This is a genomic window from Paenibacillus sp. ALE3, from assembly GCF_054113405.1.
On the sequence record NZ_CM134214.1, the window covers coordinates 4,762,501 to 4,774,739 of the forward strand.

The 12,239-nt window shown below is 48.2% G+C and carries 13 protein-coding genes; 4 read left to right on the forward strand and 9 right to left on the reverse strand.

What is annotated here, in order from left to right; translation table 11 throughout:
- Positions 1-190: 190 nt before the first annotated feature.
- Positions 191-937: a type I methionyl aminopeptidase gene (gene map, locus ACXHJ2_RS21375; RefSeq protein WP_013369117.1), complete on the reverse strand. Its 747-nt coding sequence runs from the start codon at positions 935-937 to the stop codon at positions 191-193.
- Positions 938-1,129: 192 nt separating this feature from the next.
- Here map and ACXHJ2_RS21380 point away from each other — a divergent pair, with 192 nt between their 5' ends.
- From ACXHJ2_RS21380 to ACXHJ2_RS21390, 3 genes are all read left to right on the forward strand, one after another.
- Positions 1,130-1,825: a GntR family transcriptional regulator gene (locus tag ACXHJ2_RS21380; RefSeq protein WP_025678719.1), complete on the forward strand. Its 696-nt coding sequence runs from the start codon at positions 1,130-1,132 to the stop codon at positions 1,823-1,825.
- 239 nt (positions 1,826-2,064) lie between these two features.
- The gene (gene gntK, locus ACXHJ2_RS21385) at positions 2,065-3,612 is read left to right on the forward strand and encodes a gluconokinase (RefSeq protein ID WP_165083857.1); all 1,548 of its coding nucleotides are present in this window, start codon (positions 2,065-2,067) and stop codon (positions 3,610-3,612) included.
- Between the two features lie 91 nt (positions 3,613-3,703).
- Positions 3,704-3,883, forward strand: a complete 180-nt coding sequence (locus ACXHJ2_RS21390) for a hypothetical protein (RefSeq protein ID WP_080567850.1) — start codon at positions 3,704-3,706, stop codon at positions 3,881-3,883.
- Positions 3,884-4,066: 183 nt separating this feature from the next.
- On the opposite strand, the gene ACXHJ2_RS21395 is transcribed toward ACXHJ2_RS21390, so the two are convergent.
- The 3 genes from ACXHJ2_RS21395 to ACXHJ2_RS21405 all read right to left on the reverse strand — a co-directional run bounded on the left by ACXHJ2_RS21395 (position 4,067) and on the right by ACXHJ2_RS21405 (position 6,082).
- On the reverse strand, positions 4,067-4,186 hold the full coding sequence (locus ACXHJ2_RS21395; RefSeq protein ID WP_013369112.1) for a hypothetical protein: 120 nt from the start codon (positions 4,184-4,186) through the stop codon (positions 4,067-4,069).
- 107 nt (positions 4,187-4,293) lie between these two features.
- Positions 4,294-5,121: a serine/threonine protein kinase gene (locus tag ACXHJ2_RS21400; protein WP_025678715.1), complete on the reverse strand. Its 828-nt coding sequence runs from the start codon at positions 5,119-5,121 to the stop codon at positions 4,294-4,296.
- A 145-nt stretch (positions 5,122-5,266) separates the two neighbouring features.
- A complete protein-coding gene (locus ACXHJ2_RS21405; RefSeq protein ID WP_013369110.1) occupies positions 5,267-6,082 on the reverse strand; it encodes a MerR family transcriptional regulator in 816 nt (271 codons plus the stop codon).
- 538 nt (positions 6,083-6,620) lie between these two features.
- On the opposite strand from ACXHJ2_RS21405, the gene ACXHJ2_RS21410 reads away from it, so the two are divergent.
- Complete coding sequence (locus ACXHJ2_RS21410; protein WP_058710441.1) at positions 6,621-7,577, forward strand: L-lactate dehydrogenase; 957 nt, start codon at positions 6,621-6,623, stop codon at positions 7,575-7,577.
- A 106-nt stretch (positions 7,578-7,683) separates the two neighbouring features.
- Here ACXHJ2_RS21410 and ACXHJ2_RS21415 read toward each other — a convergent pair whose 3' ends face one another.
- Genes ACXHJ2_RS21415 through ACXHJ2_RS21435 form a run of 5 tightly spaced genes read right to left on the reverse strand, consistent with a single transcriptional unit; the run spans position 7,684 to position 12,206 of the window.
- Positions 7,684-8,412 (reverse strand): ABC transporter permease, encoded by a 729-nt coding sequence (locus ACXHJ2_RS21415; RefSeq protein ID WP_058710440.1) that lies wholly within the window; start codon positions 8,410-8,412, stop codon positions 7,684-7,686.
- The gene (locus ACXHJ2_RS21420; protein ID WP_058710439.1) at positions 8,412-9,128 is read right to left on the reverse strand and encodes an ABC transporter permease; all 717 of its coding nucleotides are present in this window, start codon (positions 9,126-9,128) and stop codon (positions 8,412-8,414) included. Before ACXHJ2_RS21420 ends, ACXHJ2_RS21415 begins: the two co-directional genes overlap by 1 nt.
- Positions 9,125-10,042 (reverse strand): ABC transporter ATP-binding protein, encoded by a 918-nt coding sequence (locus ACXHJ2_RS21425; RefSeq protein ID WP_025678706.1) that lies wholly within the window; start codon positions 10,040-10,042, stop codon positions 9,125-9,127. Before ACXHJ2_RS21425 ends, ACXHJ2_RS21420 begins: the two co-directional genes overlap by 4 nt.
- Positions 10,043-10,101: 59 nt before the next feature.
- A complete protein-coding gene (locus ACXHJ2_RS21430; RefSeq protein WP_165083855.1) occupies positions 10,102-11,532 on the reverse strand; it encodes a sensor histidine kinase in 1,431 nt (476 codons plus the stop codon).
- On the reverse strand, positions 11,532-12,206 hold the full coding sequence (locus tag ACXHJ2_RS21435; RefSeq protein ID WP_165083853.1) for a response regulator transcription factor: 675 nt from the start codon (positions 12,204-12,206) through the stop codon (positions 11,532-11,534). Before ACXHJ2_RS21435 ends, ACXHJ2_RS21430 begins: the two co-directional genes overlap by 1 nt.
- Positions 12,207-12,239: the final 33 nt, after the last annotated feature.

The window sequence follows — 12,239 nt, forward strand, 5'->3', positions numbered from 1 at the left end:
TTGTCAGTCCGGTCATTCTCACTACATGCAGAACCGTGAAATACAGTCCACTTACAGAACTAATCCGCGTCAGAGAATTCTTTTATAGAATGCACGTGGTAAAAGAGGCCGTCCTTTGGACAGCCTCTTTTCTGTAATATGTCTACTTATTTAATTCGTTAGTCTGTACGTTACTGATGGATGCATGCTTTTATTGCTGGGTCAAAATGATTGGACCGTCTGCTGTAATTGCCAGCGTATGCTCGTATTGTGCCGACAAACCGCCGTCCAACGTACGCGCGGTCCAGCCGTCCGCATCAATTTTACTACGGTATGTGCCTGTGTTGAGCATCGGCTCAATTGTAATGACCATGCCCTCTTTCAAGCGTGGTCCACGGTGCGGAGGTCCGTAATGTGGAACCTGCGGTTGCTCATGCATTTCTTCCCCAATGCCATGCCCAATAAATTCGCGTACGACCGAGAAGCCTTCCGCTTCCGCGTAAGTTTGGATCGCATGGGAAATATCCCCGATCCGATTACCAACAACAGCTTGCTCAATCCCTTTATACAGAGACTCTTTGGTAACGTCCAACAGCTTTTGTGCCTGCTCAGACACATTCCCTACCGCGTACGACCAAGCAGAATCCGCCAACCAGCCATTCAGGTTCACAACCATGTCGATCGTCACGATGTCGCCGTCCTTCAATGGTGTTTTGTTAGGAAAGCCGTGGCAAATCACATCATTAGGTGAACCACAAGTTGCAAACTGGTAGCCGTTATAACCCTTTTGCTCCGGCGTTGCGCCGTGCTTCTTCATAAATGATTCTGCAAAGGCGTCGATTTCCAGTGTCGTAATACCCGGCTTAATCATTTTGGCAATTTCCCGGTGGCAAGCAGCCAAAATTTCGCCGGCTTTTTTCATATTTTCAATTTGTTCTTTGGTTTTAATGATAATCATTAAACGTTCTCCTTCTTATCCGTGTTCGTTCCACTTTTCGCTGCTTCTTTTTTCTGTTTCTATTGTAACGCTAAAAGCAGTGAAATGGAACCGATGTCAATTGATACCGTTTACAGGGGCTTAAACGGGGTTTATAATACTCCATAATTTGTATACAAGTATGCAAAATTATTTGCAAGATAGGAGTATTCTATGAAATATCCAACAACCTGGTTACAGGGCGCATCGCTTGGAGAGAGGATTGCTTGTGAACTCCGACTTCAGATTATACGCGGTATGCAGACACCCGGCACTGTTCTATCTGAGAATCAGATTGCTACCGATTTTGGTACCAGTCGTTCTCCTGTGCGTGAAGCCATGAAAGTGCTCTCAGGCGAAGGACTTATCCGTTTGGAGCGCATGGGGGCGGTTGTGATCGGCATGACACCCAGTGATATGGAGGAGCTATTCGACGTACGAATGCTGATTGAGCATTTTGTTGTTCAAAGGTATGTACATAAGGATAATAGCATATTGGTAACCACTTTAAATCAGATGATCGACAAAATGGAAGTCGCTCTCAAGCACAGGGATATCGCTGAGTTTTCTCTTCAGGATTTTAATTTTCATGAAGCTCTGGTTCTGGAAGCAGGCCATACCCGTATTCTCCATACCTGGAATGGTATGAGACAGTTGATCCTGACAGTTATGCTGGCTGCGACAGAACAACGATTTGCGTCTAACATCGAAGAATCTCAAGTCACAATTCGCAAGCACCGCACCTTTGCAAATGCTTTAAAACAAGCGAATGCTCAGGAGTTGTCACGACTTATCGAGGAACATTATCGAGACACCCGCAACGCGGTTAACGATAGCGTTTTGTCCTCCTATAGAAAGACATTATCCTAGTTGCAACATGCTTGGCAAAGAGCAAATGTACCGCGTCTTTATGCGTGCTCCAGCTGACGCGGCTCTTTTTTTAGACTCAATTGTCGACAAGTATACATTTATCTATACATATTGTTGCCTTCATTCTTTTGAATGTTATGGAACCATCCTCTCCCTGGTCGCTTTCGGTTTGATTATGCTGCTGAATGTGTTAATTTAACGATAATGAGCTAATAAGGTAAGTGAAGGGGAGAATGAATATGACTGAAACCCGATATATGATCGGCGTCGATATTGGCACAACCAGTACCAAGGCAGTGCTTTTCAAAGAAAACGGCAATATTGCCGCGCAGCATCATGTGGGCTATCCACTCCATACACCTGAGCCAGATGCGGCAGAACAGGACCCTGAAGATATTTTCAAAGCTGTCGTAACGACGGTGCAAGAGGTCATGACACAAAGCGGAGTACCCGCCGAACACGTGCTGTTCGTCTCCTTTAGTTCGGCTATGCACAGCGTACTGGCGGTAGACAAGAACGGTAAACCACTGACCGCCTCCATCACTTGGGCAGATAACCGTAGTGCCAAATGGGCTGAAGCGCTCAAACATAAATACAATGGACACGATATTTACTTACGCACTGGAACGCCCATTCACCCCATGTCACCGATGACGAAACTGATGTGGATTACACGAGATTTACCGGATGTTGCGGCCCAGACGTACAAATTTATTTCTATAAAAGAATATGTCTTTGCCCGGTTATTCCACCAATATGTCGTGGATCACTCGATCGCCTCCGCTACCGGACTCATGAATTTGAAGCAGCTGGATTGGGACGAGGAAGCGCTCACTATTGCAGGTGTGACGAAGGAGCAACTGTCCGAACTGGTGCCGACAACTCATGTGCTAAAAGGGCTTGACGCAGCCTATGCACATGACATGGGCCTGCTGGAGACGACTCCTTTTGTGATCGGAGCCAGTGACGGTGTCTTATCCAACCTCGGTGTGAATGCAATCAAACCCGGAGTTGTCGCTGTTACCATCGGCACCAGCGGAGCCATCCGTACTGTAGTTGATAAGCCTCTCACCGATGCCAAAGGGCGCTTTTTCTGTTACGCCTTGACCGAAAAGCTGTGGGTCATCGGCGGCCCGGTGAACAACGGCGGTATCGTTTTCCGCTGGATACGGGATGAATTTGCAGCCTCTGAGGTGGAAACTGCCAAACGCTTGGGAATTGATCCGTATCATGTACTGACCCAAATCGCGGAACAGGTGCGTCCCGGCTCGGACGGTCTGCTTTTCCTTCCGTATCTATCCGGCGAACGCGCTCCTCTGTGGGACCCAAATGCGCGCGGCTCCTTCTTCGGCCTGTCCCTGCGGCACAAAAAAGAGCACATGATTCGCGCCGCACTGGAGGGCGTACTGTTCAATCTGTATACAGTCATGCTCGCTATGGAAGAAGTCATCGACAGACCGTCAGTCATTCATGCCACGGGTGGATTTGCACGCTCGGAGCTATGGAGACAGCTCATGGCGGATATTTTCGACCAGGAAGTCATTATTCCCGAAAGTCTGGAAAGCTCATGTCTAGGTGCAGCCATTCTAGGCTTGTACGCGTTAGGGCGAATTGATTCGCTAGATGCAGTATCCGGTATGATCGGCACCACTCATCAGCATAAACCTGCGGCAGAGCATGTAGATATCTATCGCGATTTACTGCCGATCTATATTCGCATTTCCCGTAAATTTGAAGAAGAGTTCAAGGATATTGCAGAATTTCAGGCCAAGTCCCTACAATTTTAAATTAGTGGAACCTGTTCTAATACTGTTGCGTATTATCGTTTTATAAGACCTGTCTATGTCAGTTGGATAGGATAAGAAGGAGGATTAGACGATGCTCAAAAACTTACTGCACCGCCTGCTACATTCCACCTCTCATTCCCATAAGCGGCGATACAGCAGCTCAGATCGTTATTACGACCGTAAACGCCATTCTTCATCAGACGGATACAAGAACAGCCATAACGGTCACCGATATTACAAGGATAAACGCCGTCATTACTCCAGTTCCTAGCCAAACCACACGAAGCAGGGGCGGAGTACAACGTAACACAGAAGCAAACCACAGGCTCCTTAAACTTATAAAGCGAAGCCCCTTCTCATCGAGGGCCTTCGCTTTATTGTTGTGCGCCCTTCGTTTTGCAGAGCAACATCAGTGCACCTTACAGGAAATCGGCTATAACCGAAATTACATAAATTACAGAAACAGGGTTTTAGAGATGATCACCAGCAAAATAAACAGTACCAGAATCGCCCCTACAGAGGTCCAGGCACCTACACCGCAACCCATACCGCCTACTCCGCACATATGACTCATTTACAACACTCCCTTCGCTCATTTACAGGATCATTGTATGTAGACCTGGCCTAATGCGTAAGGGGGGCATTCCCCCATTTTTGCGGCGAATGCCTGTTTATTTTCAGCTACCGTTCTGGATTAACCTCTAGCAGCAACAATGCTTCCTCCAGCTCCTGCATAAACTGTCGACTGTTTTCATAACGTGGGCGAATTTGAAAAAGCCGCTCCAGTATATGACGCACTGGTTGACTTAATACTAATTCTTCCTGCCAGCTTCCAGGCGGTTGATCCGGCTGAGGCTCATAACTGCTATACAGCATAAAGAGCATAAAATGCCCGATATCGTACAAATCGCTGTAAAAAGCGACATCTTGTCGCTCAGGTGCGCGCTTTTCCAGCATGGCTTCGGTGAATACATCCTCCTGTCGTTCTCCCACGGCCAGAGCAAGCCCAAAGTCAATTAGGTACGGCTTCCCTTCACGGTGAATTACGTTAGGGATGCGAATATCACGATGGATATATCCCCGTTCATGCACATGCAAAACTCGCTCCATTAACTCTAAAATGTAGACGATACATTCCTGTTCTGTAAAGGAACGCTCCTGTTCAAAGATAAGCTCCTCCAAGGTCATACCGGAGACGTATTCCATGACCATATACATTTCGTCCGAATGTTTGTCATTCTCGAGCAGTTTCGGAATATAAGGATGCTCCATCTGTCGCATAATGTGAGCCTCGCGCTGCAATAGCTGAACTGCCTGCGCTCGTTTGCTCGGTCTGGGCAGTTTGACCGCCACCTCTTGCCCGCTGTGCCGATCCAGACAGAGGTAGGTTAAACCATAGCTACCCATGCCTAAAAGCGAACGAACACAATAACGTCCGCTCAGCAAATCACCAGGCTGTTTGGGATAATCCATCCATGATTCATAAATATTCCGCAACCAAGCAAACATACTTAGATCCTTTCTTATACATGCCGCACCACGTTTCCTATGCGACTTGTCCTCGTATTCTTGTATTCCGTTATTATATCATCCACGCCAAAAGACCATCAGAACCGATTAGGTCTGATGGTCTTATTAGACAAGATAATGTTCGTTATGCCTCTCTACGGCTACGCGGTGTCAGACCGAGCCAGGACAACAGCGAACTGCGCGTTTTGCGTTGCCTGCCCTGGTAGGTACGTAAATTAGTGATTAACTGCCGATCCCGTTCTTCCTCGACCCTTTCTTTCATCCAACGTTTATGATCCTCCAGTTGGTTAGATAAGCTAACATTTTTCTCCACCAAACGGCTATGCTCTGCTTCCAGTTCCTCCAAACGGCTCCGCATTTCCGACAAAGCGGTTTGCACCATATCCTGCATCTGCGCCAGCTCTTGCGGCTCTACAGACTCCTGTGTTTGTACGGATACAGGTGCTTGCTCCAATCTATATTCAATGGCTGATGTCAAAGTCTGAAGCTGCTCCTGCGGTTGCATGGGTTCCTCCGACAATTCCTGAACGCTCATTTCATCCTCTAACTCTGTCAGCTCAACCGTAGCAGCAGCTTGCTCCTGCACGACTGTCTCTTCTCTGTTCTCAGCCGCCGCCATTATTTCTTGCCAGGTTGCGGTCAGTGACTCAGCATCCGAGATAGGTGGCAAGCGGAATTCTTCATCCTCCAGTTGGAAGGGAGCGGTTATTCGCTCAAGTACCACCTGAACGGATTGCTCCATCGTCATATGCTGCTCACGCAGCGCCCTCCGCATCACCTTCAAACAATCAACATCCCCAGCACTGAACATTCTCGACTGATTAGCGGAACGCTGAAACACGTATCCCTGTTCCTCCAGCGCCGCTGCATATTTACGAAGGGTACTCGCCCCAATCCCCAGTTGCTTCGCTGCTTCCGTCGTCGACTTGCTTTCTTCCATTTAATCATTACCTCCCCGGATGGTATGGAAAGAAATAAGCTTGTATATGTAGAATTCGCGGAAACCATTGGAAATCCTTTGGCAAAAATGTTCTAATAATGCAGACTACTAAGAACCTTTGTCATAAACGAATACATTATAAAAATACAAGAAGCGACATCGTTGAGAATGCCCCTTCACTATATACTCTTAAGGTTCTTTATGAAGCGTCACATAAATGTCACACCTTTAATATTGTCATGGCAACATTTCTTCCATGAATATGGTCCATGTTATGATTTATACGAAAGCCATTTATAAATAAATGGCTATATTCTATCCTGCTCTTCCCTAAAAAATATTGATAATCCACGCTTATTCTTTAATTATTCCTAAATAGCTCTCCCTACTCACCTTTCGTTTTTTAATTTAGCGGAATGAGGGCAAAAAAATGGATATTTTCAAAAGATCAGCAATATGTTATGTTATGTAACGTAAAATGGATTTCAGGCATAATTTGTAGCATATTAACGTTCGCTGGAACGAGGAGGAAACATAAATGAAGGGGAAGGCAAGGAAAGTAGCGATTGTCGGCGCTGGAATGGTCGGTTCGAGCTGTGCCTACTCAATGGTCAATCAGTCCATTTGTGATGAAATCATGATGATTGACCGCACGTATGACCGAGCTTTAGCCCATGCACTGGATCTGTCCCATTGTATGGATTTTACGTCTACACGCACCAAGGTCCGTGCAGGCACATATGCAGACTGCACGGATATGGATGTTGTGATTATAACAGCTGGATCCAACCCTAAACCCGGCCAAGACCGCTTGTCTGTATTGGACGATGCCGTGCATATCACCAGAGAGATTGTGACAGCTATTATGGAGGGCGGTTTCGACGGTATTTTCGTTATTGCCGCTAATCCTGTCGACATTGTTACTTATCTGGTGCAGAGTATATCCGGTCTGCCGCGTAATAAGGTGATCGGCACAGGCACCTCTATTGACTCATCCCGACTCAAGACGTTGCTTTCTGAGGTATTTTCCATAGATCCACGCAGTGTGCAGGGGTATGCCTTGGGCGAGCATGGCGAATCCCAATTCGTGGCCTGGTCGCACGTCACGATTGGCGGCAAGCCGCTCTTGCACATTTTGCGTCAGCATAAGGAACGATTCAGACACGTTGATCTGGATGACATCGCCCGTAAAACAAGGGATGCCGGTTGGGAGATTTTTACCCGCAAAGGTGCCACTTATTTCGGTATTGCCAATGCGCTGGCGTACATTACCCGTTCCATTTTGAATGACGATGGTAAAATTATAGCGATCTCTGCCGTATTGGACGGCGAGTATGGACACACTGATGTCTGCACGGGCGTTCCAGCAATCATTGGCAGTAAAGGAATTCAGGAGATCATTGAACTTGAGCTGAGCCCAGAAGAGCAAGCCAAGTTCGACGCCTCTTGCCACCTGATCAGCGACAATATTCGTGCCATTTCAGGCTTAGTGTAAGCCCATAGAGTAAGTACCTTATTCAGAACACGAACCTGCCGCACAGCAAAAAAAGCTCCTTGCCCTCATTTAGGGTAAGGAGCTTTTACAGTTCCCACATTTCGTCTTATATCTCTTTATAACGAAATATCGTCAGACCGGCAATCGCAAACACGACAAAGCTACCCAGTACCACCATCAAGAGTGTATCCGTTGGCACCATGAACGCCCCGAAGTCGTCTCCCCCACTCGGCATCATCGCCAATAAAGGTTGTACCCACGGATAATACGGAGCATAGGTCTGAGAGTTGGCGATCAGCATATTGGGCACGGTGAAGACGAAATTCAAAGCAAGCGGTGCAGCAAAGCTAGACCACAAAAAGGACACCATCAGTTGCAGGGCGGCCAACGGCAGACAAGCAACCCAGCCTGCAAGCAGGCTTTGGGCGATCACGGTCCAAGGAATCGGCCCGTTCATCCCCTGCACAGCTCCAACACCCAACAGCGCTCCTCCGAACAGCAGCTGAGTCAGTCCGACCATAGCCATAATGATGGTCAGCTTGGCTGCGTACAGACCCGTGCGGGACAACGGTAGTGACATGAGCTGCTTCCAGCCGCCGCCCCCATGCTCGAAACGGCAGACTAGAGACCCAAACACGGCGGTCAGCATCGGCAGGAACAGCATTGCATGTATTGTAAGCATGGCAGCCAACAGCAACAGCCAGTTTCCTCCCGGATTCGCCAGTAAACCAACTAGGACGGCAATCGCCGGGCTGACGAGCGCAAGCAGCCAGACGGGCGATTTCGCCATTTTCAGGCGTTCGACAGAAAGTAACCGTACGTATCCTCCGAACATTACGCCACATCCTTTCGGCTAAAATGAGCTGCGGTCAGCAGGCTGAGAATTATACCTGTTGCGCATCCGATAGACGCGAATATCCACGCTTGTGGCGCAACCCATGCGAATTGCGGCCAAGCCAGCGGAAACCATTCGGACAGTTGGGAAGCGAATAAGCTGCCAATGCCTAACGTAATGCCCAGTGTTACAGGCAGAGCTTGATTATGGAACGTGACCGTTAGCCACAACAACAATACGAGTATAGGCAGCGTGCCGCCTAAGGGCCAAAACCCGAGCCGTAGTAGCTCCCCTATCGGTGCTGGCTCTCCCCCAAAGCCAAGAAGCATCCCCAAGGTCCAAGTCCCTACCGTCAAGAGTAGGCAGGACACGCACAGCATTCCAATGGCCAGTGTTAGCTTTGCCATATAAACACTAAATTTGGAAATAGGCAAAGCCAACAGCTGCTTCCAGGAGTTAGAGGTATGCTCCACATTCGCCAACATGGAAGCGACCATCGTGGCTCCTAACACAAGTGCAAGGGGAACAAACAGTGCGATGTTATCCATCAAGCTTTCCCATAAGCGGCCCTTATATCGCGGAATCAGATAGTCATAGCGAAGCCCAAAGTTCAGTCCCTGCATCGCCACCAGCCCAAGAGGACCGAGGAAGACCAGGAACCAGATTCCCTTTCTGCGTGCTTTGAGCAGATCCGCTGTCAGCGCTCGCAGCATCATAGGGAGCCCCCTCCTTTGCCCACCACCTGCATGAACATATCCTCCAACGATTTGCGGCGTTCCTCCACACGATATACGGCATGTGTGTTTTCAACTAATCTTCTAACTAGCAGCGCAACAGCCGCATCATTCATGTTGTCAAAATCCAGCGCTGACCCGTCCTTCACTGAATGGTAGCCCTGTTCCCGTGCAATCAATTGGGCTGCTTCCGGCTCCGATACTACGATCCGAATCCCCCCTGCGGACTCCTGACGAAGATTGTGAATCGTATTTTGGAAGACCAGTTGTCCTTCACGAATAATGCCGACGGTATTAGCCATATGCTCTACCTCACTCAGCAAATGGCTGGATACCAGTACAGTGATCCCCCGCTGCTTGGGCATCGCCTGTATCAATTCGCGCATTTCCTGAATGCCCTCGGGGTCCAAGCCATTCGTTGGCTCGTCCAGAATAAGCACTTCGGGATTGCCGAGCAGGGCTGCTGCGATACCAAGTCTCTGCTTCATGCCCAGCGAGTAACCTTTAACCGGACGTTTAGCGTGCTTGGTCAGCCGAACGACCTCCAATACTTCAGTAATGTTCTCTTTCGGCACATTCAAAATACGACGAATAGCCTCCAGATTTTCGACGGCGTTCAAATGACCATAATACGAAGGATACTCTACCAACGAACCGACTTTACGCAAAATATCGAGTCTATGTCTGCGAATATCTTTGCCGAATATACGGATCGTTCCTCGAGTTGGGCGAATAAGCCCAAGTAGCATGCGGATGGTTGTCGTTTTCCCTGCTCCATTGGGTCCGAGAAATCCGTAAATATCTCCCCGCGCTATTTTCAGGTCCAGCTGATTAACCGCGGCGCGGCCTTTGTATATTTTGCTGAGACTGTTCGTTTCAATGATTGATTCGTTCAAGTTCCTCACCTCGACACCTATCGTAACGCGCCAAGTTTAAAGCCAAGGGAACACTGAGTTTAAGTTTTGTTTAAAAAACAGATTCGTGTCCCGGCCGATGAACTGCAAATCTCCCTCTCCAAATTCATTTCGCGCGCCAATAGTTCTGTGATCGCCAGGCCAATTCCAGCTCCTTTTTCACTGGATTGCCGTTCCATTCCGGGACCTTTATCTGCAATGACCAATGCCTCTCTCCCGTTATCCTTCTGAACTTGAATACCAATATACCGGCCTGAGGCAGCATGACGAACTACATTTTGAAAAAGATTATCCAGCAGACGGCGGAAGCCCTGCTCGTCGACATTCCACACCATACTATGCTCGGGCAGGTCGATATCCACTTCAAAGCCTTCCCTTTCCCACACCGGATACCAGCTGGCCGCACACTCGCGCACCAGCCGCAAAATATCACGCGGTTCGTTATTCATGGTGTATTTGCCACTAGATAGGAGATTATAGGTCAGCAAGTTGTCGATCAGACTTCCAAGGTCTTTTAACTTATTTTCCATTAGTGTAATCGACTGCTTCCCTCTGCTGCTCAGGTTTTCTGCATCCAGTGTATACAGATGACTGCGCACAACCGTAAGCGGTGTTCGAATATCGTGTGACAGATCGGCGACCAGCCTCTTCCGTAGCTCCTCCTCCTGACGCTCACGTCCTCGGCTCTCTGCCAATTGTTCGACCATCCGATTAAACGCCTCCTCCAGTTTGCCGATTTCATCCGGGCGGCCGGTGGCAACAAGGATGGGCATTCCATCCTCTCCTCGCTGCGACATGGCAGCCTGAAGCTGCAACAACCTCCGCCGAATGCCTCCAAAAAACAGAAGAGATACGAATATAAAAGCTCCCAGAACCAATAGAATAAAAAGGAGATAATACATCAACATGCCATTGTCACTTGTCGGATGTTCAAAGAACGAACGGGGCACTTTTAATACCATATAGCCCTGATTCATATCATCCTTGCCCCCACCAATAAAGGCCACAACTGTAAACGGACCCTCAGAGCTGGCTTGCTTCATAAAAGCTATAGCCTGTGCCGCGCTCCATTGTTTTGGAATGTTAGGTTGGGTTGGCAGCTCTAATCTGGTTAACCCTGCGGTATCGACCCAAAATATTTGTGAATCCGGGAACATATCCTGCTGTATTTTGCGCAGACGGGCTGAAACTTGCTCTGGACTAGCTCCCTTCAAGGCGATAGCTTCTCGATGCCAGCTATGTTCAGTTTGGGTCGTAGAGGGATAGTAAGGATTCTTAGGCTTGACATCTGTCTGCAAGTTCAACAGTATGCTATATATCAAGGTTGTAACAGGCAATACAATGGGCAACAGCACCATAGCAAACACAATAATGACGAGATAGCGGAACAACAATGAATTACGAAACCGCCCTCCCTGACCAGGACGGAGGTTGCGATGTAATCCTGTCCACCTTTTACGCATACCGTTCATTATGCTTTCACCCGATAACCTACACCACGGATCGTCTCAATGATACGGGGTGTGGCAGGATCAATCTCCAGCTTTTCCCGCAAGTGCCGGATGTGGACCATCAAGGTTTTGTCTCCGTCGATATACGGATCTCCCCACACCGCCTCATACATTTGTTCCTTCGTCATAATCTGGCCCAAATGCCGCAGCAAATAAGCAAAAATATGATATTGCTTGCCTGTCAGCGTAATTTCCTCCCCGGTATCACGATTTACAATACGATTATCTGGAGGAAACACAGACAGATGCCCCAGTTGTAGAGATTCTTCGGATACGCTTCCTGATCGCCGCAGCAAAATTTCCATACGTGCTATGAGTTCATCGGGGTGAAAGGGCTTTGTCACATAATCATCAGCAAAATCCAATCCTTGCAGCTTATCGTCAATGGATGTACGGGCAGACAACATGAGAATGGGAAGCTCCGGGTACTCTTTCTTGAGCCGCTTCCCAATGGTGAACCCATCCAGACCGGGTAACATCACATCCAGAATCACGAGCTGGCACGTACGAGCTGCTTCCACAGCCCCATCTCCGCTGCGAAGCCAGGTTACAGCGTAATTTCGCTCTTCCAAATACTGATGCGTCCAAGCACCAATATCTTGGTCATCTTCGATGTATAGCACATTTGTTTTCATAATAGACACCTACTTATCGTTTTTCTTTTATGT